This is a genomic window from Chitinimonas lacunae, from assembly GCF_042650885.1.
In the GTDB taxonomy this organism is placed as follows: domain Bacteria; phylum Pseudomonadota; class Gammaproteobacteria; order Burkholderiales; family Chitinimonadaceae; genus Chitinimonas_A; species Chitinimonas_A lacunae.
Genome location: NZ_JBHSBU010000001.1, coordinates 2,538,452 through 2,558,339, shown reverse-complemented (window position 1 = coordinate 2,558,339; position 19,888 = coordinate 2,538,452). Strand labels below are relative to the sequence as shown.

The following is a 19,888-nucleotide window of genomic DNA, read 5'->3' as shown; positions in this document are numbered from 1 at the left end:
CCGACCATGCGTACCCTGTCGTACTGTCTGCTGCTGTGGCTGGCTGGCGCTGCCCTGGCCGCCGATATTCCGCCGCCGCCACCGCTGCCGCCGGCCACGGCGACCCCGTCCGAGGCCCCGGCCGCCGAACCCGAGCCGGAAGTCCGGGTGATCGAGAAGGCCGATGCGACCCATACCGAGTACCGGGTCAACGGCCAGCTCTATATGGTCAAGGTACGACCCAAGGTCGGGCCCGAGTATTTCCTGATCGATGAGAACGGCAGCGGCAGCATGGTCCGGCGCGAAATCATGCCGAAGAACTCGGTGCCGCGCTGGGTCATCAAGCGTTTCTGAAGGGCGCCTCATGTCCGTGTTCACTGTCGTTACGCCGCAGCAGCTGGCGGTCTGGCTCAAGGGATATGCCATCGGCCAATTGGTCCGGCTCGAAGGCATCGCCGAGGGTGTCACCAATACCAATTACGCCGTGGTCACCGACCAGGGCCGCTATGTGCTGACGCTGTTCGAGACGCTGTCGGCGCAGGAGCTGCCGTTCTACGTCAATCTGATGGCGCATCTGGCCCACCATGGCATTGCCTGCGCCGCCCCGATCGCCAACCAGCGCGACGAATATATCGACCAGCTCAACGGCCGCCCGACCGTGCTCGCCACCTGGCTGGACGGCGATGTGGCCGAGCAGCCGAGCGAGCGGCAGTGTCATGCAGTCGGGGTGATGCTGGCGCAGATGCACCGCGCCGGCGAAACCTATGCCGGCCATATGCCCAACCCACGCGGCCCGGCCTGGTGGAACCGGGTGGCGCCGCAGCTCTACCCCTATCTCGCCGCCGAACCGGAGACGCTGTCCCTGCTGCGGGCCGAAGTGCAATTGCAGGCCCGCCACCGTTTTGCCCATCTGCCGACCGGGGTGATCCACGCCGATCTGTTCCGCGACAATGTGCTGATGCATGGCGAACGCATCGGCGGCTTTATCGACTTCTACTACGCCTGTAACGATATTCTGCTGTACGACCTGGCCATCACGGTCAACGACTGGTGCGCGATCGACGGCGGCGACATCGACCCCGAACGCGCCCGCGCACTCTGCGCCGGCTATCAGTCGGCCCGGCCGCTTGGCGAGGACGAGCGCCACGCCTGGTGGCTGATGCTGCGCGCGGCGGCGCTGCGTTTCTGGGTCTCGCGGCTGTATGACTGGCATAAGCCAAGCCCGGGCGAACTGACCTATCGGAAAGACCCGGCTTACTTCCAGCACATCCTGCAACGTCATGCCCTGCGCGGCGAGCACACCGAGTGGCTGGACGCCTGATCTGGCAGTAGAATTTTCCTTTTAATTAAAACACGCATGGATGGTTGCACCGTTTTTGCGTGTTTTTTTATTTCGAGAAACCATGAGCGAATCCGCGCTGGCCTCCGAGCAGCTTGCCCAGTATCGCGACTATCTGCTGCGCTACGCCCTCTACCAGTTGCGCGACGAAACCCTGGCCGAAGACGTGGTGCAAGATACCTTGCTCGCGGCCGTCCAGGCGCGTGAGGGTTTTGCTGCCCAGTCGAGCGTACGTACCTGGCTGACCGGCATCCTCAAACACAAGATCATCGATTTGCAGCGGCGCCAGACCCGTGACCCGCTGCTGCTCGACGGCCCGGCCGACGAGGAGGATCTGAGCGATTTCGACAGCCTGTTCGACAGGACCGGCCACTGGGGCTCGGACGGCCCGCGCCACTGGGCCGACCCCGAAGCCGCGCTGACCCAGCGCGATTTCTGGAGCGTCTACCAGCGCTGCGCCGAGCGGCTGCCCAAGCGCACGGCCCTGGTGTTCGCGATGCGCGAGAACCTGGGGTGTGAAATCGACGAGATTTGTCAGAATCTCGATATCAGTGCGACCAATTGTTCAGTCCTGTTGTACCGGGCGCGGATGAGCCTGCGACTTTGCCTCGACCAACATTGGTTCGGACGGACGCCATCATGATGCTGAGCTGTAAACAGGCTACCCGACTGCTGTCGGCAGCCATGGACCGAGAACTCACCCGCACCGAACGCTGGTCGCTGCGCTGGCATGTGCTCAAGTGCGCCTACTGTCGGCGTTTCGGGGCGCAGATCGGGTGGTTGCGGCAGGCGGCGAGACAGCGTCCCGACAGCGGGTCGGCAGACGAATAAGCCTCGCCTCTCCTTGGCCAGCTCTCTTATCCTCAGCCGCTTGGCTCGCTAGAGGCCACCCATGATCAAAAGCGCCAGATTCCAGAATTTCACCACCCTGCCAAACGACAATTTGCGTTTCGCGCCGGGTCTCAACGTCGTGATCGCCGAAAACGGTCTGGGCAAAACGCATCTGCTCAAGGCGCTTTATTCGATCTTGAAAGTCAATGCGAGCGGATCAGGTGAATTGACCAAGACGGCTTTACAAAGGGAATACGCCGAAAAGCTGGTAAGAGTGTTCCGTGCAGACACCTTGGGACGGCTAGTTAAGCGAAAGCAGGGGCGGGAGCGTTGTGAGCTGGCTGTGGAGATGAGAAGAGCGGATCAGAGTTGTGCCATCAATTTCGCATCTCAGGCCGTCAATTCCGTGCAAATAGACCAGCTGCCTACGGCGCGTCCCGAGAAATCTCCAGTTTTCTTGCCAACCCGTGAACTCTTGACGCTCTGTCCGTGGTTTGTACCGCTTTACGACAACTATCACGTCGAATTTGAGGAAAGCTGGCGCGATACTTGTTCATTGCTTGGCGCGCCTGGTTTGCGTGGAGCGCGTAGCACGGTGGTTGCCAAACTGTTGGGCCGGCTTGAGGAAGCGATGGGTGGCAAGGTCATCGTAGATGGACAGACGGGGCGTTTTTATTTGCAGATTCCGGGTGAGGGTAAGCTGGAGATGCCCTTGGTGGCAGAAGGCTTACGTAAGGTAGCGATGCTGGCTCGTCTGGTCAGTACCGGCGAGCTGCTGGAGCAAGGGTGCCTATTCTGGGATGAGCCGGAAGCCAATCTGAACCCCAAGCTTATCAAGGTAATTGCCGCAAGCATCATGGTCTTGTGCAGCCAAGGTGTGCAGGTATTCATGGCAACCCATTCCCTGTTTCTGCTGCGTGAGCTGGAAATGCTTGCCTCCCGACCTGACTTGGCGACAGTGGCGCAGCGCTATTTTTCGCTCAAAGCCAGTCAACACGGTGTTGAGCTGGAGCAGGGCGATAGCGTCGAAGATCTGGAAACCCTGGTATTGCTCGATGAGGAGTTGAAGCAGTCCGACCGGTTCATGGGGATGGAGCCGGACAATGGTTGAGATCGAGGAAGGCCTGCTGGTCTTTCGCTTCGATACGGCGCTGGCTGGCAAATACGATGACTGGTCTTTCTATCGCAATCAGTTCAACAGTGCCTTCGGCGGCACCAAGGCGGTAGATATGATCTGCCTGGACAGTACCGCCGTCTGGCTGATCGAGGTGAAAGACTATCGCGGCCATACCAGAACCAAGCCCACGGATCTCGGTGATGAGGTAGCCGCTAAGGTGCGCGATACCCTGGCGGGATTGCTGGCTGCCAGATTCAACGCTAATGATTCGGAAGAAAAGAAGCTGGCCAAGGCGGTTGCCCAGCGCAAAGAGTTGCGTGTGGTGCTCCATCTCGAGCAACCGGCCAAGCATTCCAAACTGCGTCGGCGGGCGATTGAGCCAGCCGATGTACAGCAGAAACTGCGGCAGTTGCTGAAAGCGGTTGATCCGCATCCTCGTGTGGTGGAGCGAGCGACAACCCGTGCCGAAATGCCCTGGATGGTCGAGGACAAGTCGTGAATAGCCAAGCAAAACGGCCAGCATCCGCTGGCCGTTTCGTGTTGAGCGCTTACAGATACTTCTTGTTGATCTTGTCCATCGTTCCATCGCCCTGCATCGCCTTGAGTGCGTCGTTGAGCTTGGTGATGGTGGCGTCGGGCACCGACTTGCCGCAGGCCAGATACATCTGGGTTTCCTTGAAGGTCAGGATGGGCTTGATGCCGGTGATGCCCTTCTGCTTGGCCAGATAGGCGCCGAGTTGCTTGCCGGTGGCCCAGTAGTCGATCCGGCCGGCCTTGAGCTTTTCGGGATTCTGGCTGTCGTTGGTGGTCTCTTCGACCTTGTAGCCGTTTTCCTTCAGGAATACCGCGATGGCATCGCCACGGTAGCCACCGATCTTGGCGTTTTTGGCGTCTTCGATCTTGGCGATCGGTTTGGCATTGTCGACGGCGTAGAGCACCCAGTCGTTATTGACCAGTGGCCCGACCCATTTGAACAGCGCCTCGCGCTGCGGAGTGCGGGTGGTCGAGTAGACGCAGGTGTCAGGGTCGGACTGGGCCATATTGTAGGCGCGCTCCCAGGGGAACAGGCCGATCTTGACCGGCACCTGGGCGCGTTTGGCCATTTCCTCGACGATCTCGGTGGCGAGACCGCCGACCTTGCCGCCCTGGGTCATATTGTAGGGCGGGTAGTCTTCGGTGGTGAGATTGAGCGCCAGCGCGGGCAGCGCCAGGGCGGACAGGAGGGCAGGGGCGAAGATGCGGCGCATAGTAGTGTTTCCTGAAGTGGCCTTGACCAACTCAGGCTAGACCGCGCCGGGAGGCTCCGCAAGAAACAACAACGGCGGTCTTCAGACCGCCGTTATCGTGGCTTACTGCGCGATGACTTAGCGCGGCAGTTCGCGGCCGAAATGGCGGCGGAAGGCTTCTGCGAGGCTGTCGAGGCTGAAATGATGGTTCTGGGCGCCACGCGCTGCCACCTTGACTGCACCGATCAGCGAAGCCAGGCGACCGGTGGTGTCCCAGTCCCAGTTGCGCTCGATACCGTACAGGAGGCCGGCACGGTAGGCGTCGCCGCAGCCGGTCGGGTCGACCACGCTGACCGGCTGCACCACCGGAATATCGAATACCTTGCCGTCGGCGTAGATGGTCGAGCCTTGCGAGCCCAGCGTCACCACCAGCGCCTTGACGTCGCGCGCCAGCTCGGCGGCACCGAGACCGGTCTTGCTGCGTACCAGTTCGGCCTCGTAATCGTTGAAGGTGACATAGTCGGCGGCGCGGATGCATTCGAGCAGCTGCTCGCCAGTGAACAGCGGCGTGCCTTGGCCTGGATCGAACACGAACGGAATGCCGGCAGCCTGGAAGTCACGGCAGCGCTTCAGCATGCCGTCGAGGCCATCGGGGCCGACGTGGCCGAGTTTGATCTCACCGCTGACGTGGCCAAAGCCGTTGTCGTGCGAGAAGCTCATTGCGCCCGGGTGGAAGGCGGTAATCTGGTTGTCGGCCAGATCGGTAGTGATAAAGCACTGCGGGGTGTATTGCTGCTCCAGCACCCGGACGCAGTCGTAGCGGATGCCGAGCTGGTCGAGCCGGTCCTTGTAGGGGGCAAAGTCCTGGCCGACCGTGGCCATGATGATCGGGTCGCCGCCCAGCAGCTTCAGGTTGTAGGCGATATTGCCGGCGCAACCGCCGAACTCGCGCCGCATCTCCGGGACCAGAAACGACACCGACAGCATATGCACTTTGTCGGGGAGGATATGGTTCTTGAAGTGATCCTGGAACACCATGATGGTGTCGTAAGCGACCGAACCGCAAATCAGCGTAGCCATGGAAATCGTCAGCTAAAAGTCAAAAAACGCGCGAGTTTAGCAAAGCCCAATCCAGCCTGCGTGTGTATTTGCGTTTGATCGGCATGGCTGTCGCGTTTATGCCGCCCGGATCGGCCCGGCCCTGATCGACCCGGCTGCGCCCGTCTGGCTTTCCAAGCGGCGGCGGCCGGAATAAGCTAGGGGTTTTCCCACCTACGTCCTGCTGCCATGTCAGACAAGCCGCTGCTTGCCGTCGATCTCCTTGCCTTGCGCTGGGGCGATATGGACGCGCTCGGCCACCTCAATAACACCTTATATTTCCGTTTTTTCGAACAGGCACGGGTCGAATGGCTGGAGCATCACGGCTGGCGCGTCTCGCCCGATGCCGGTCAAGGACCGGTGCTGGCCTCGACTGCCTGCCAGTTCCGCCAGCCGCTCCATTACCCGGCCACGGTCCGGGTCGAAACCTGGGTCGAGCGGCTCGGCAATTCGAGTTTCACCCTGGGCCACCGGCTCTGTCCGGCCGACCAACCCGAGCAGATCGCCGCCGAAGGCGAAGCGGTGCTGGTCTGGGTCGACTATGCCAGTGGCGCTTCCCAGCCCCTGCCCGAGCGGCTGCGGGCCCAGTTGCGTGAGGTGGTGCGATGAAAGTGGCTTTTACCATCCGCGATGCCGCGCCGGGCGACGAAGCAGCATTGCATGGCCTGATTCACGAACTGGCCGTCTACGAGAAACTGACCCATCTGTTTACCGCCACGCCCGAACAACTGCGCCACCATCTGTTCGGCCAGCCGCGCTATGCCGAGGCACTGGTGGCCGAGATCGTCCGGCCCGACGGGGCGCAGGCAGTCGGCTTTGCGCTGTACTTCCACAATTACTCGACCTTTCTGGCTAAGCCCGGCCTGTATCTCGAAGACCTGTTCGTTCTGCCCGAATACCGGCGCAACGGCATCGGCGAGAAGCTGTTCCGTCAGGTGGCGGCACGGGCGGTGGAACGTGGCTGCGGTCGTTTCGAGTGGGCGGTGCTCGACTGGAATACCCCGGTACTTGCCTTCTACCGCAAGCTCGGCGCCACCATCATGCCCGAGTGGCAGCTATGCCGCGTCGCAGGGGATACGCTGCGCACCCTGGCCAGCAGTACCGACGAGCAAAAAGATATGTCAGGTTAATAGATAATATTCTCTAAATAATCGACTGGTCTTGCAGGATAAAGACAGAATATTATCTTTTCGGAATTGTGACCGGTATTGGCCGGTGACGGTTTCATAGAGAACAGGCCGCGCTGGCCTGATAGACGCCCGTTGCCGCCATGACGGCCGGGGCACTTAGGAGATTCTTCCCATGCATTACCCGCTTCGCACCGTTGTCTGCGCGGTCGCCATGGCCCTGGCCACGCTGACACCGCTTCAGGCCGCCACCACTTCCCAGCCGGCCGCGTCGCAGGCGGCCAGTGTGCCGCTGCCTGAGGGCATCACCCGGGTTCGCAGCGTCGAGGGCGTCAACGAATACCTGCTGGCCAACGGCCTGCGTGTGCTGATCGCTGCCGACCCGAGCAAGCCCAAGACCACCGTCAACATTACCTATCTGGTCGGCAGCCGCCATGAGAACTATGGCGAAACGGGCATGGCCCACCTGCTCGAACATATGCTGTTCAAGGGCACGCCGACCTTCCCCAATGGCACGCTCGACCGCGAATATTCGCGCCGGGGCATCCAGAGCAATGCCACTACCTGGTATGACCGCACCAACTATTTCGAGATTTTTGCCGCCTCCGACGACAACCTCGACTGGACGCTGCGGATGGAAGCCGACCGCATGCTCAACAGCCTGATCCTCAAGCAGGATCTGGACAGCGAGATGACGGTGGTGCGCAACGAGATGGAACGGGGCGAGAACGACCCGGACGGGGTGCTGGTCGATAAGCTCACCTCGGCCGCCTTCCAGTGGCACAACTACGGCAAATCGACCATCGGCGCGCGCAGCGATGTCGAGAACGTCGGCATCGACCGGCTACAGGCGTTCTACAAGCTCTACTACCAGCCCGACAACGCGGTGCTGGCGGTCACGGGCCAGCTCGACGAAGCCAAGACGCTCCAGTTGATCGCCCGCTATTTCGGTCCGCTGCCCAAGCCCAGCCGCAAGCTGCCGACGCTGTATACCCGCGAGCCGACCCAGGACGGCGCCCAGGAAGTGACGCTCGAGCGCGTCGGCGACAGCCAGCGCGTCGGCGTGTTCTACCATGTTGCGCCGGGCAGCCATGCTGACCATGCCGCCAATGCGCTCTTGGACGTGATCCTTGGCGATACCCCGAACGGCCGGCTGCATAAGGCCGTGGTCGAGAAGGGCCTGGCCAGCGGTTCCTGGTCGTGGGGGCAGGGCTGGGCCGATAGCGGCTTCCAGGTCTTCATGCTGGCGCTCGACAAGCGTCAGTCGCGTGACAAGGCGCGGGAGGTGATGCTGTCGGTGATCGAAGGCATCAAGCAAAAGCCAATCACCGAAGCCGAACTCAAGCTCGCCAAGCGCATGCTGCTCAACGATTTCGAGAAGACCCTGAACGACCAGAGCCGCTTTACGCTCGAGTTGTCCGAAGCGATCGGCACTGGCGACTGGCGTCTGTCCTTCCTCAACCGCGACCGGATCGAAGCGGCCACGCTGGCCGATGTGCAGCGCGCTGCTGAACACTATTTCAAGCCGAGCAACCGCACCGTCGGCCATTTCGTGCCGACCGACAAACCCAACCGCGCCGAGATTCCCAAGGCGCCGGCCATGGACAGCCTGCTTGCCAACTACACCGGCCGCAACGCCGTGGCCCAGGGCGAAGCGTTCGACCCGAGCCCGGCCAACATCGACAGCCGGGTGGTGCGCAGTCAGCTCAAGAACGGCATGAAGGTGGCGCTGCTGCAAAAAGCCACCCGGGGCGACACGGTCAGCGGCCGCGTGAACCTGCATTTCGGCGATGAGAAGTCGCTGGCCGGCAAGTCGATGGCCGCCGAGCTGACGGCTGCGATGCTCAATCGCGGTGCCGGCGGACTCAGCCGCAGTGCGATCTCCGAGCGGCTGGAAACCTTGCAGAGTCAATTGACCTTCGTCCAATACGACAAGGGCAACCTCTACATCGGTTTCGAGAGCCGTCGCCAGCATCTGCCGGCCATGCTCGAACTGGTGCAGACCATGCTGCGCAAGCCGACCTTCGCCCAGACCGAACTGGCCCAGCTCAAGCAGGAATGGATAACCGGCATCGAAGACCAGCGTCGCCAGCCGCGTGCCGTGGCCCAGCTGGCGCTGGAGCGGCATGACAATCCGTATCCGGCGACCGATCCGCGCTATGTGCCGACCTTCGAGGAGCAGCTTGCCCAGGTGAAGCAGGCCCAGGTCAGCGATCTGCAGAAATTCCACCGCGAATTCTTCGGCGCCAACCATGGCGAAGTGGCGCTGGTCGGCTCGTTCGATCAGGCCGCGGTGCAGGCCCAGCTTGAAAAGCTGTTCGGCGACTGGAAGAGCAAGGTGTCCTATCGTCGTATCGAGGACCCCTACCACGCTGCCACCCCCAAGGTGCTGAGCGCCGAGACGCCCGACAAGGCCAATGCGGAATATCTGGCCGGACTGGCGCTGCCGATCCGCGACGATGCCCCGGACTTTGCCGCGCTGTCGGTGGCGGTACATATCCTGGGTGGCGACGGCAGCTCGCGGCTGTGGCAGCGTCTGCGCGAGCGCGACGGCATCACCTACGGTGCCTACGCCCGCCTTGAAGACAACTCGAAAGACGCCAACAGCACCCTCAATGTCACGGTCAGCTACGCGCCCGAGAATCTGGCCAAGCTCAAGACCGGCATGATCGAGACCTTCGAAACGCTGCGGCGCGAGGGCATCACCGAAGCCGAGCTGACCCAGGCCAAGGGCGCACTGTTGCAGCGCAACCGGCTCGGCCGCACCCAGGATTCGCGCCTGTCGGGCCAACTGGCCTATCTGCTGTTCCTGGGCCGCGATATGCGCTTTGTCGCCGATCTGGAAAAGCGCATCGAGGCGCTGACGGTGGCCGAGGTCAATGAGGCGGTCCGGCGTCATCTGGACCCGGCCAAGCTGGTTCACAGCTATGCCGGGGATTTCGCCGGTAGCGCCAAGCGCACCGCGTCGGCCAAGCCCTGAAGCCGCTGAACCGGCCTCGTGCCGGTTTGCGCCACGCCGCCCACTGACAAGGTGGGCGGCGTTTTTTGTGTCTGGCTGGCGTGAAGGCGGGGTGGACAGGAATGGCGTGGTTTTAGGCTGAATATATGTTTTTTTGTTTATATCAAGCTAAAAATCTTGCAAGGAATTTGCTGAATATATTTATTTGTCGGTAGTTTCCCCGCGTCCCCATGCCAGCAGCGCTGGCAGCAGACTTCCCCAACTCTGGAAACCATGATCACCGCCTTCGATCACGGTCTGGCGTGCGCCGGCATAGAAGTCGACGGCTTCGCGGTAATCGAGGGTTTCATCGCCGGTTTCCACCATCAGCCAGTAGCGCTCTGGCATGAGCGAAGGGACTTCGAGCGCCAGCAGGGCGTCGAGGTGGGCCTCGGTCAGGAGATAGCGCTCGCCGGTGTAGAGATTCTGTTGCGGGCCGAGATAGGCGGGCAGCAGCCGATGCGGATGGACCGCCGGATTGATCAAGACGGCCGGCAAGCCAAAGCGCTCGGCCGCCCAGGTGGCGTAGAAGCCTCCCAGTGAGCTGCCGATCAGGCGGATTTCCCCTGACTGCCGGCCCAGTCGTGTCGCGATCAGTTCGGCTGCGCGGTCGGGGGCATAGGGCAGGGTGGGGCAGTCGAAGCCGACATCGGACGCGTATTGGCGCAGGTAGTCGGCCAGCATTCTGGCTTTGACCGACTCGGGCGAACTGTTGAAGCCGTGCAGATAGACGAAAGTCAGGGACATGGGGCTGAGCGCTGGAAATGGACCAGACCATCTTGGCCGCTTCAGCGCCCGGCGCCAAGCGCTGGACCGTACCATTTCATGATGACCGGCGTTCGGCCATCGCACTGCACAAATTTTCTTCCTACCGTTCGTCGCCTGCTGACCGCTTGCTGACCACTCCGATACCAACCTTACATTTTGCTTTCTTTTTGTGCTAACTAGTTATCCGGAAAGACTTATTTGGATAATTGTCTAGCGATTTGGCGTAGAAAAGTGACAGGGTTGTCCCGAGCGACTCGACTATTTCTGGTAAAAAAATGACGTTTCGGTATTTGCTTTGTCCTCTATATGAATAACACTGTCTTGAAAATCCATTCGTCATCTGGCATGGTATTGAAGTTGTCTCATGATGGCGTGGCGACGCGATCAAAGAATCCAACAAACTCTTTTCAGGAGAATCCGACGTGCGCAAATCTTTTCGTCCGGCCAAGCTATGGCTGGCCTGCGCCCTGGCTTGTGCGCCGGCACTGGCCGACAGCGCCAAGGTGGTGGGGTATTTTGCCCAGTGGGGCATCTATGGCCGTAACTACCAGGTCAGCGATATTCCCGCTGACAAGCTGACCCATATCAACTACGCCTTCGTCAATATCTCGGCCGATGGCCAGTGCGTCAGCGGCGATACCTGGGCCGATATCGAAAAGCGCTTCCCGGGTGAATCCTGGAATGAAACCAAGCCTTTCTTTGGCAACTTCAATCAGCTGCTCAAGCTCAAGCAGCGCTATCCCCATCTCAAGACGCTGATCTCGGTCGGCGGCTGGACCTGGTCCAAATACTTCTCCGATGTGGCCCTCACACCGGCTTCGCGGCAGAAATTCGCTGCTTCCTGCGTCGATTTCGCCATCCGCTACGGCTTTGACGGCGTCGATATCGATTGGGAATACCCGGTCGGCGGTGGCCTCGAAACCAATAAGTACCGCCCGGAAGACAAGCAGAACTACACCCTGTTGATGCAGGCCCTGCGCGACGAACTCGACCGTCGTGGCCGCAACGACAACCGCAAATATTTGCTGACCGCTGCGCTGGGCGCCGGTCACGACAAGATCGCCAATCTCGAAGTGGCCAAGTTCATGTCGATCGTGGACTGGGCCAATGTGATGACCTACGACTACCACGGCGGCTGGGAACAGGTCTCCAACCATCACGCTGCGCTGTTCTCCAATCCGAACGATCCGAGCGCCGAAGCGCAGCGCAAGCACTACAACGCTGCCGCATCGATCGACAACCTGATCGCAGGCGGCGCGCCGGCTGCCAAGCTGGTGCTGGGTCTGCCGTTCTACGGCCGGGGCTGGACCGCCAAATCGGGTACCAACGGCGGTCTGTTCCAGCCGACTTCGGCCACCATTCCGGCCGGTACCTGGGAAGCCGGCGTCAACGATTACTACGATGTGCTGCGCCTGCAAGCCGGTGGCGGCTATCAGCGCTACTGGGACGATATCGCCAAGGTGCCCTGGCTCTATAACGCCAGCAACGGCCATGTCATCAGCTATGAAGACCGCGAATCGCTTGGCATCAAAACCGATTACATCAAGAAGAAGGGCCTGGGCGGCGCCATGTTCTGGGAGCTGTCGGGCGATGTCCGCAACGACCCGCAACGTTCGCTGCTGGTGAAGCTGGCGGCAGATCTGGGGGTGAACGGTACGCCGACGCCCACCCCTACGCCGACTCCCACGCCAACCCCTACTCCGACGCCGACGCCGACGCCGACGCCGACGCCGACGCCGGTTCCCACGCCGACCCCCACTCCTGTGCCGTCGAGCTGCGCCAAGTGGACCGAAGGCCCGACTTATCAAGTGGGCGCCAAAGTGGCCTTCAACGGGGCTTTCTATGAAGCGCTGGTGACACATACGGCCTGGATCGGCACCAATTGGAACCCGGCTGCCTCGACCACGCTGTGGAAGCAGATCGGTAGCTGCGATGGCTCGGTGCTGCCGACACCCACGCCGACTCCCACACCCACCCCGACACCCACTCCGACGCCAACACCGACGCCAACACCGACGCCAACACCGACGCCAACACCGACCCCGACCCCCAAGCCGGGCGCTTGCAGTGTGGAAGGCTGGAACAAGGCCGCTGTCTATCTGGGCGGTCGCCGGGTGGCCTTCAACGGCGCCGAATGGGAAGCCAAGTGGTGGACCCAGGGCGATGAGCCGGGTAAGGAGCAATGGGGTCCGTGGAAGCGCTTGGGCGAATGTTCGGGGACCGGTACGCCGACCCCGACCCCGACTCCTACACCCACGCCAACTCCGACGCCCACCCCTACGCCGACCCCATCCGGCGTGCCGACCAAGGCTCAGGCTGAGGCGACCGAGCGGGCGCTGACCGATACGTTGCTGTTCCGCCAGGTCAAGGCATCGATTCGCACGCTCGACAATGCGGCGGTCGAGAAAGTGATGCCGGGTCGAGCCGACAATCCGGTCAACGTGAAACGCGTCGAGCGCATCGTGCCGGAGAGCCGCTGGAACCATCTGTTTGCGGTACGTGAGCCGTCCTACACCTACCCGAACTTCCTCAAGGCCGTGGCCAAGTTCCCGGCGCTGTGCGGTGACTACAGCGATGGCCGCGATGCTGAGGCGATCTGCCGTAAATCGCTGGCCACCATGTTTGCCCACTTCGCCCAGGAAACCGGTGGCCACTCGACCGGCCTCGGTGTGCCGGAATGGCGTCAGGGTCTGCACTATCTGCGGGAGATGGGTTGTTCGGAAACTGGCGCCGGTTGCGAATACACGGCCGGTACGTGCGATCCGACCAGTTGGCAGGCCAAGCGCTGGCCATGTGCGCCGGGCAAGAAGTACTACGGTCGTGGTGCCAAGCAGTTGTCGTACAACTTCAACTATGGCCCGTTCTCGGAAGCGATGATCGGTGACGGCACGCTGCTGCAATTCCCCGATCTGGTGGCAAGCACCTGGCTCAACCTGGCATCGGCGACCTTCTTCTTCGCTTATCCGCAACCGCCCAAGCCTTCGATGCTCCATGTGCTCGACGGCACCTGGAAGCCCAATGCCGAAGATCTGGCCAACGGCCTGACCCCGGGTTTTGGCGCCACCACCATGATCATCAACGGTGGCATCGAGTGCGGTGGTGCGAGCGAGAAGCAACAATCGCTCAACCGGATCGAGTACTACAAGAACTTTGCGCGTGAACTGGGCGTGGCGATTCCGGCCGATGAGAAGCTCGGTTGTGCCGGCAGCAAGCAGTTCACTGCCACGGGCGGCGGCGCGATGCTGATCAACTGGGACCAGGACTGGAGCTACAACCCGTCCAGCCCCGACGGCAAGAGCTACCAGTGCAAGCTGGTGGGCTATCAGACGCCTTATACGGCACTCAATGCTGGCGACTATGTGCGCTGCGTTGAAGGCTACTTCGGCGTGACCCTGAAGTAAGTCCGGCAAAGCGCCGCCTGCGGGCGGCGCTTTCTTGCGTCGGTTCGGACCGATGTTGCTGCGGATTGCCGATTTCTGATTTCTGAATTTCCGGTTCTACCGATTACCGCGGCGGCGCAGGACGCGCCGCTTAAGGTAGCCAGGGCGGCGTTCGGGCCGTCCAGATGATGACGGCTGACACGACTCTGAGGAGGCTCTTATGCGTCGTATGTTTTCCCCGCGCCTGGCGCCGCTGGCGCTTGCGCTGATGCCGCTGTTCGCGGCTGCCCATGGCAGCTTCGAGCTGCCGATCTCACGTATCTACGGCTGTTTCAAGGAAGGCCCCGAAGCACCGAAATCGGCCGCTTGCCAGGCAGCCGTCGCCGCGGGCGGTACCCAGGCGCTCTACGATTGGAATGGCGTCAACCAGAATCCGGACGGCCGCCATCGTGACTTCGTGCCCGATGGCCAACTCTGCTCGGGCGGCAAATCGCTCTACAAAGGCATGGACCTGCCGCGCGCCGATTGGCCGTCCACGCCGGTCGCGGCCGATGCCAACGGTAATCTCGAATTCGTCTACCATGCGGCGGCACCACATGCCACCCGCTATTTCGACTTCTATATCACCCGCGATGGCTACGATCCGACCAAGCCGCTCAAGTGGAGCGATCTGGAAGCGCAGCCTTTCTGCCGCGTCACCACGGTCAAGCTGGAGAACGGCCGCTATAAGATGAGCTGTCCGCTGCCCAGGAATAAGAGCGGGCGCCATGTGATCTATAACATCTGGCAGCGCTCGGACAGCCCCGAGGCGTTCTATGCCTGCATGGATGTAAGCTTCAACGGTGCGGTGGTCTCGAATTGGAAGGAAGCCGGTCAGGTTCGGGCCCAGCAGAACCTGCCGGCAGACAGCAAGGTGACACTGCGGCTGTTCGACAGCGGCGGCCGCGATCTGGAAACCCATACCCTGACACTCGCTGCCGGCCAAGGCCTGGCCGATCTGTGGCCGCAACTGCTGGGCAATCAGGTCAATAGCGCCTCCAGCCGGGTCAAGGTCGGCGTGCTCGATCCGCGCGGCAATGTGGCGGCGGTGAGAAGTGCCAGCGAAAACCGCGTCTATGTGGTGAACGGCAGCGGCAACCACTTCCAGATCGACATCACCCTGCCACCGGGCGGCAGCCCCGATCCGGCCTGTAACGGCCTGCCGTCGTGGAGCACCAGCGTGACCTACACGGGCGGTGAAGTCGTCTCCTACAATCAGAAAGCCTGGAAGGCTCAATGGTGGAACGTCGGCACGATCCCAGGCGCCGATCAGTGGGGGCCGTGGAAGCTGCAAGGGAATTGCAGCACCACCGTGACGCCGACACCGACACCGACGCCGACACCGACACCCAAACCCAGCGGCGTCTGTGCTGCGGCCTGGAGCGCCAATACGGTCTACGACAAGGTGGGCACGACGGTATCGGCCAATGGCCATAACTACCGCAACCAGTGGTGGACCCAGGGTGAAGATCCGACCAAGTCGGGAGCCTGGGGGGTATGGCAGAACCTCGGGGCTTGTCATGCCAATTCGTCTTCGAAGTGGCGTTAAAGTGCGTCAATCTCGAAGGGTGAGCTAGGCTCCAGGGCATAAGGGAAAAGCGGACCCGTCCAGGGTCCGCTTTTTTATTGTTCGAAAGAATGGACCGCTCGGCTTTTGCCATAGGCCGGGGAAGCAGTGCGGGAGATTTATTTTTGCGATTTATGTTTATTTATTTTAATAAATGGCTATATGACTTGAACGATATTTTCCTAAAATTTTACTTTCCGTTGAGCCCGTGCTTGTGCGTAGTACGTTGCACCAAAGTTTTCGCGATCCGCGAATGGATAAGCGACAGAAGAAAGGCGCCGAACAGTACTAGGAGATAAAAGACCGTTCCGCCTGATAGCTCAAGCAGAAAAAGCTCAAGCAGATCGAGTCTGCACACGCAGCGGGGAGCTACCAACAGCACCAGCATGGCAGCGGTGCCCAGTCCCCCGCGGTACCAGACCGGAATCGGCTTGCGGCGGTGACGCCAATGGAAAAAGCCGACGGCAATGAAGACGAGGGCAAGGAGAAGGAAGGGGGAGAGGATAGACATAGGGCAGGTAGGGAAAGCAGATTCAAAGCAAATTCGATCATGAATTTCACTCATGATGCTTAGAGAGCTGCAACGATAATACTCGGGTGCTCCGTGCTAGAATCGGCGACTTCTGCAATATTTTCAGCATCTTGCCATGACACGTACCGCCCGCCTGACAGAACTCCTCCAGCAACGCATTCTGATTCTCGACGGCGGCATGGGCACGATGATCCAGCGGCACAGCCTTGAGGAAGCCGACTATCGCGGCGAGCGCTTCCGCGACTGGGGGCACGATCTCAAGGGCAATAACGACCTGCTGGTCCTGACCCAACCCGATGTGATCGCCGGTATCCATCAGGCGTATCTCGACGCCGGCGCCGATATTCTCGAAACCAACAGCTTCAACGCCACCAGCATTGCCATGGCCGACTACGGCATGGAAGCGCTGGCCTATGAACTCAATCTCGAAGCCGCCCGGTTGGTAAAACGGCTGTGCGTCGAGCAAAGCGCCCGCACCCCCGACAAGCCGCGCTTCTGCGCCGGGGTGCTTGGGCCGACCAACCGTACTGCCAGCATCAGCCCCGATGTCAACGACCCGGGCTTTCGCAATATCCGCTTCGATGAACTGGTGACGGCCTATACCGAGGCGGTGCGCGGTCTGGTCGATGGCGGTGCCGATCTGCTGCTGGTCGAGACGGTATTCGACACTCTCAATGCCAAGGCTGCGGTGTTTGCGATCCAGTCGTTCTTCGATGCCAATCCGGCACGGGAGCGCTTGCCGATCATGGTCTCGGGCACGATCACCGACCAGTCGGGCCGTACCTTGACCGGTCAGACCACCGAAGCGTTCTACAACTCGCTGCGCCACGCCGAAGCACTGAGCTTCGGCCTTAACTGCGCACTCGGCCCCGATCTGCTGCGACCCTATGTCGAGGAAATGGCCCGGGTGTCGGAAACCTTCGTTTCGGTCCACGCCAACGCCGGCCTGCCCAATGCATTCGGCGGCTATGACCTGACTCCGGCCGATATGGCGCTGCAAGTGCGCGAATGGGCCGAATCGGGGCTGGTCAATATCGTCGGCGGCTGCTGCGGGACCACGCCTGAACATATCAAGGCGATTGCCGAGACGCTCAGCGGTCTCACGCCACGTCAGCGGCCCACCATCGAGCGCCGCTTGCGCCTTGCCGGACTGGAACCGTTCAACATCGGTGATCACGATCTGTTCGTCAATGTGGGCGAGCGCACCAATGTGACCGGCTCCAAGGCTTTTGCCCGTCTGATCCTGGCCGGCGACTATCCCGCGGCCCTGGAAGTGGCTCGCCAGCAGGTGGAAAACGGCGCCCAGGTCATCGACATCAATATGGACGAAGGCATGCTCGACGCCGAGCACGCCATGGTGACCTTCCTCAATCTGATCGCTTCTGAGCCTGACATCTCGCGCGTGCCAGTAATGATCGATTCGTCGAAATGGTCGGTGATCGAAGCGGGCCTCAAATGCGTGCAAGGCAAACCCATTGTCAATTCGATCTCGCTCAAAGAAGGCCACGATGCCTTTGTCGAGCATGCCCGGCTGGTACGGCGCTACGGCGCGGCGGTGATCGTGATGGCCTTCGACGAGCAGGGGCAGGCCGATACCTTTGCCCGCAAGACCGAAATCTGCGAACGCTCGTATCGGGTCCTGGTGGAGGAGGTCGGCTTCCCGCCCGAGGACGTGATCTTCGATCCCAATATCTTCGCTGTTGCGACTGGTATTGAAGAACACGCCAAATATGGCCTAGATTTCATCGAGGCTACAGGATGGATCAAGCAGAACCTGCCATACGCCAAAATCTCTGGTGGCGTTTCCAACGTCTCTTTCTCATTCCGGGGCAATAACAAGGTACGCGAGGCCATCCACGCGGTATTCCTCTATCACGCGATCCAGCGCGGCATGACCATGGGCATCGTCAACGCCGGCGCGCTTGAGGTCTACGAGGAGGTCGAGCCGGACTTGCGCGAACGGATCGAAGATGTGGTGCTGAACCGCCCGCCGCGCGACGGCAGCGATGCCACCGAGTCGCTGATTGCCCTGGCCGAACGCTTCAAGGGCGAGAGCGCCGACAAACAAGGCGAGGATCTGGCCTGGCGTCAGGGCACCTTGCAGGAGCGTATTACTCACGCACTGGTCAAGGGCATCACGACCTATATCGTCGAAGACACCGAAGAGGCGCGCCGCACCCTGCCGCGTCCGATCCATGTGATCGAAGGCCCGTTGATGAACGGGATGAATGTGGTGGGCGACCTGTTCGGTTCGGGCAAGATGTTCCTGCCGCAGGTGGTGAAGTCGGCGCGGGTGATGAAGCAGGCGGTGGCTTATCTCGAACCGTTCATCGAACAGGAAAAGCGCGAACTGGGCATTGCCAATGCAGCGGCCAAGGGTCGTATCGTGATGGCCACCGTCAAGGGCGATGTGCACGATATCGGCAAAAACATCGTCGGCGTGGTGCTGCGTTGCAATAACTACGAGGTGATCGACCTGGGCGTGATGGTGCCGGCGCAGAAGATTCTCGACACCGCCCGCGAAGTCGGTGCCGACCTGATCGGCCTGTCGGGCCTGATCACCCCGTCGCTCGAAGAAATGGCCCATGTGGCCAAGGAGATGCAGCGGCAGGGCTTCACCATTCCGCTGCTGATCGGCGGTGCCACGACCTCCAAGGTTCATACGGCAGTCAAGATTGCTCCCAACTACCAATATCCGGTGATCTACGTCCCGGATGCCTCGCGCGCCGTCGGGGTCTGCGCCAGCCTGCTGTCCGATGAACTGCGCAACGACTATTCGGCCAAGGTGGCTGACGAGTACGCGACGATCCGCCATATCCACGCCAACAAGGGCAAGGCGCAACTGTTGTCGCTCGATCAGGCACGCGCCAATGCTCATCGGACCGACTGGTCGACCTATGAGCCGCCGGTGCCGCGTCAGTTGGGCGTACAGCGCTTCGAGCGCTATCCCTTGGCCGAGCTGGTGCCTTATATCGATTGGAGCCCGTTCTTCAACGCCTGGGAATTGTTCGGCAAATATCCGCGCATCCTCGACGACGCCACGGTCGGCCAGCAGGCACGTGAACTGTTCGCCGATGCCCAGGCCATGCTGGATAAGCTGGTGGCCGAGGAGTGGCTGACGGCCAATGCAGTGATCGGCCTGTTCCCGGCCCGGCGCATCAGCGACGATATCGAGCTGTACGAGCCGCAGGCGGACGGGTCGGCGGGGAAGCCGCTGATGCGTATCCATGCGCTGCGGCAGCAGAATCTCAAGGCTGAAGGCAAACCCAACTGGTGCCTGGCCGATTTCGTCGCGCCGGCCGACAGTGGCCGGCTTGATTATGTGGGGTTGTTCGCCGTCACGGCCGGGTTGGATATCGAGCCGCATGTGGCCCGTTTCGAGGCGGCCCATGATGACTATTCGGCGATCATGCTCAAGGCCCTGGCCGACCGGCTGGCCGAGGCGTTTACCGAGCTGATGCATCACAAGGTCCGCACCGAGCTGTGGGGCTATGCCGAGAACGAGCAGCTCGACAACGAGGCGCTGATCGACGAGCGCTATCGGGGCATCCGCCCGGCACCGGGCTATCCGGCCTGTCCTGACCACACCACCAAGACCGACCTGTTCCGGGTACTCGACGCCGAGTCGATCGGGATGCAACTGACCGAGGGCTACGCCATGCTGCCGACGGCAGCGGTGTCGGGCCTGTATTTCAGCCACCCGGACAGCCGCTATTTCGCCGTCGGCAAGATCGACCGCGATCAACTGCTCGACTACGCCAGCCGGCGCGGCGTGACGGTGGAGCAGGCAGAGCGCGATCTGGCGCCGAATCTCGCTTATTGAAGTAAGCGGTCACGACGTGATAGCTGGCTATGCTCGTGAGGTCCTAAATATGAAATATTCAGGA

At 61.2% G+C, this 19,888-nt stretch carries 16 protein-coding genes; 12 read left to right on the top strand and 4 right to left on the bottom strand.

All coding sequences use genetic code 11. The annotated features are described in order from the left end of the window. Nucleotides 1-6: 6 nt before the first annotated feature. The 6 genes from ACFOW7_RS10785 to ACFOW7_RS10760 all read left to right on the top strand — a co-directional run bounded on the left by ACFOW7_RS10785 (nucleotide 7) and on the right by ACFOW7_RS10760 (nucleotide 3,765). Complete coding sequence (locus ACFOW7_RS10785) at nucleotides 7-333, top strand: DUF2782 domain-containing protein (protein ID WP_378164010.1); 327 nt, start codon at nucleotides 7-9, stop codon at nucleotides 331-333. 10 nt (nucleotides 334-343) lie between these two features. Beyond that, on the top strand, nucleotides 344-1,300 hold the full coding sequence (locus ACFOW7_RS10780; RefSeq protein ID WP_378164008.1) for a homoserine kinase: 957 nt from the start codon (nucleotides 344-346) through the stop codon (nucleotides 1,298-1,300). Between the two features lie 82 nt (nucleotides 1,301-1,382). Continuing rightward, complete coding sequence (locus ACFOW7_RS10775) at nucleotides 1,383-1,961, top strand: sigma-70 family RNA polymerase sigma factor (protein WP_378164006.1); 579 nt, start codon at nucleotides 1,383-1,385, stop codon at nucleotides 1,959-1,961. Next, a complete protein-coding gene (locus tag ACFOW7_RS10770) occupies nucleotides 1,958-2,149 on the top strand; it encodes a zf-HC2 domain-containing protein (protein WP_378164004.1) in 192 nt (63 codons plus the stop codon). The genes ACFOW7_RS10775 and ACFOW7_RS10770 overlap by 4 nt, the downstream gene beginning before the upstream one ends. 61 nt (nucleotides 2,150-2,210) lie before the next feature. Continuing rightward, the gene (locus ACFOW7_RS10765) at nucleotides 2,211-3,260 is read left to right on the top strand and encodes an AAA family ATPase (protein ID WP_378164001.1); all 1,050 of its coding nucleotides are present in this window, start codon (nucleotides 2,211-2,213) and stop codon (nucleotides 3,258-3,260) included. Next, on the top strand, nucleotides 3,253-3,765 hold the full coding sequence (locus tag ACFOW7_RS10760) for a hypothetical protein (protein WP_378163999.1): 513 nt from the start codon (nucleotides 3,253-3,255) through the stop codon (nucleotides 3,763-3,765). Before ACFOW7_RS10765 ends, ACFOW7_RS10760 begins: the two co-directional genes overlap by 8 nt. 49 nt (nucleotides 3,766-3,814) lie before the next feature. Here ACFOW7_RS10760 and ACFOW7_RS10755 read toward each other — a convergent pair whose 3' ends face one another. Beyond that, on the bottom strand, nucleotides 3,815-4,513 hold the full coding sequence (locus tag ACFOW7_RS10755; RefSeq protein ID WP_378163997.1) for a substrate-binding periplasmic protein: 699 nt from the start codon (nucleotides 4,511-4,513) through the stop codon (nucleotides 3,815-3,817). A 117-nt stretch (nucleotides 4,514-4,630) separates the two neighbouring features. Then, nucleotides 4,631-5,572: a carbohydrate kinase family protein gene (locus ACFOW7_RS10750; RefSeq protein ID WP_378163995.1), complete on the bottom strand. Its 942-nt coding sequence runs from the start codon at nucleotides 5,570-5,572 to the stop codon at nucleotides 4,631-4,633. A gap of 207 nt (nucleotides 5,573-5,779) precedes the next feature. Between ACFOW7_RS10750 and ACFOW7_RS10745 the strand changes: the two genes are divergently transcribed. From ACFOW7_RS10745 to ACFOW7_RS10735, 3 genes are all read left to right on the top strand, one after another. Next, the gene (locus ACFOW7_RS10745) at nucleotides 5,780-6,199 is read left to right on the top strand and encodes an acyl-CoA thioesterase (protein WP_378163993.1); all 420 of its coding nucleotides are present in this window, start codon (nucleotides 5,780-5,782) and stop codon (nucleotides 6,197-6,199) included. Further along, nucleotides 6,196-6,720: a GNAT family N-acetyltransferase gene (locus ACFOW7_RS10740; RefSeq protein ID WP_378163990.1), complete on the top strand. Its 525-nt coding sequence runs from the start codon at nucleotides 6,196-6,198 to the stop codon at nucleotides 6,718-6,720. The genes ACFOW7_RS10745 and ACFOW7_RS10740 overlap by 4 nt, the downstream gene beginning before the upstream one ends. Before the next feature lie 172 nt (nucleotides 6,721-6,892). Beyond that, complete coding sequence (locus ACFOW7_RS10735; RefSeq protein ID WP_378163988.1) at nucleotides 6,893-9,697, top strand: M16 family metallopeptidase; 2,805 nt, start codon at nucleotides 6,893-6,895, stop codon at nucleotides 9,695-9,697. Between the two features lie 180 nt (nucleotides 9,698-9,877). Here ACFOW7_RS10735 and ACFOW7_RS10730 read toward each other — a convergent pair whose 3' ends face one another. Further along, complete coding sequence (locus tag ACFOW7_RS10730; RefSeq protein ID WP_378163986.1) at nucleotides 9,878-10,462, bottom strand: YqiA/YcfP family alpha/beta fold hydrolase; 585 nt, start codon at nucleotides 10,460-10,462, stop codon at nucleotides 9,878-9,880. Between the two features lie 443 nt (nucleotides 10,463-10,905). On the opposite strand from ACFOW7_RS10730, the gene ACFOW7_RS10725 reads away from it, so the two are divergent. Both ACFOW7_RS10725 and ACFOW7_RS10720 read left to right on the top strand, forming a co-directional pair. Continuing rightward, the gene (locus ACFOW7_RS10725; RefSeq protein WP_378163984.1) at nucleotides 10,906-13,884 is read left to right on the top strand and encodes a glycosyl hydrolase family 18 protein; all 2,979 of its coding nucleotides are present in this window, start codon (nucleotides 10,906-10,908) and stop codon (nucleotides 13,882-13,884) included. Nucleotides 13,885-14,083: 199 nt separating this feature from the next. Further along, nucleotides 14,084-15,451: a lytic polysaccharide monooxygenase gene (locus tag ACFOW7_RS10720; RefSeq protein WP_378163982.1), complete on the top strand. Its 1,368-nt coding sequence runs from the start codon at nucleotides 14,084-14,086 to the stop codon at nucleotides 15,449-15,451. A gap of 208 nt (nucleotides 15,452-15,659) precedes the next feature. Here the strand turns inward: ACFOW7_RS10720 and ACFOW7_RS10715 are convergent, their stop codons facing one another. Then, nucleotides 15,660-16,034 (bottom strand): hypothetical protein, encoded by a 375-nt coding sequence (locus ACFOW7_RS10715; RefSeq protein ID WP_378163980.1) that lies wholly within the window; start codon nucleotides 16,032-16,034, stop codon nucleotides 15,660-15,662. 82 nt (nucleotides 16,035-16,116) lie between these two features. On the opposite strand from ACFOW7_RS10715, the gene metH reads away from it, so the two are divergent. Next, complete coding sequence (gene metH, locus ACFOW7_RS10710; protein WP_378163978.1) at nucleotides 16,117-19,824, top strand: methionine synthase; 3,708 nt, start codon at nucleotides 16,117-16,119, stop codon at nucleotides 19,822-19,824. Nucleotides 19,825-19,888: the final 64 nt, after the last annotated feature.

Excerpts from the sequence above, each read along its gene's own strand:
- ACFOW7_RS10775 (WP_378164006.1), top strand. The coding sequence starts at position 1,383 with ATGAGCGAATCCGCGCTGGCCTCCGAGCAGCTTGCCCAGTATCGCGAC.
- ACFOW7_RS10720 (WP_378163982.1), top strand. The coding sequence starts at position 14,084 with ATGCGTCGTATGTTTTCCCCGCGCCTGGCGCCGCTGGCGCTTGCGCTG.
- ACFOW7_RS10760 (WP_378163999.1), top strand. The coding sequence starts at position 3,253 with ATGGTTGAGATCGAGGAAGGCCTGCTGGTCTTTCGCTTCGATACGGCG.
- ACFOW7_RS10765 (WP_378164001.1), top strand. The coding sequence starts at position 2,211 with ATGATCAAAAGCGCCAGATTCCAGAATTTCACCACCCTGCCAAACGAC.
- ACFOW7_RS10745 (WP_378163993.1), top strand. The coding sequence starts at position 5,780 with ATGTCAGACAAGCCGCTGCTTGCCGTCGATCTCCTTGCCTTGCGCTGG.
- ACFOW7_RS10735 (WP_378163988.1), top strand. The coding sequence starts at position 6,893 with ATGCATTACCCGCTTCGCACCGTTGTCTGCGCGGTCGCCATGGCCCTG.
- ACFOW7_RS10730 (WP_378163986.1), bottom strand. The coding sequence starts at position 10,462 with ATGTCCCTGACTTTCGTCTATCTGCACGGCTTCAACAGTTCGCCCGAG.
- ACFOW7_RS10740 (WP_378163990.1), top strand. The coding sequence starts at position 6,196 with ATGAAAGTGGCTTTTACCATCCGCGATGCCGCGCCGGGCGACGAAGCA.
- ACFOW7_RS10750 (WP_378163995.1), bottom strand. The coding sequence starts at position 5,572 with ATGGCTACGCTGATTTGCGGTTCGGTCGCTTACGACACCATCATGGTG.
- ACFOW7_RS10715 (WP_378163980.1), bottom strand. The coding sequence starts at position 16,034 with ATGAGTGAAATTCATGATCGAATTTGCTTTGAATCTGCTTTCCCTACC.
- ACFOW7_RS10770 (WP_378164004.1), top strand. The coding sequence starts at position 1,958 with ATGATGCTGAGCTGTAAACAGGCTACCCGACTGCTGTCGGCAGCCATG.
- ACFOW7_RS10755 (WP_378163997.1), bottom strand. The coding sequence starts at position 4,513 with ATGCGCCGCATCTTCGCCCCTGCCCTCCTGTCCGCCCTGGCGCTGCCC.
- ACFOW7_RS10785 (WP_378164010.1), top strand. The coding sequence starts at position 7 with ATGCGTACCCTGTCGTACTGTCTGCTGCTGTGGCTGGCTGGCGCTGCC.
- metH (WP_378163978.1), top strand. The coding sequence starts at position 16,117 with ATGACACGTACCGCCCGCCTGACAGAACTCCTCCAGCAACGCATTCTG.
- ACFOW7_RS10780 (WP_378164008.1), top strand. The coding sequence starts at position 344 with ATGTCCGTGTTCACTGTCGTTACGCCGCAGCAGCTGGCGGTCTGGCTC.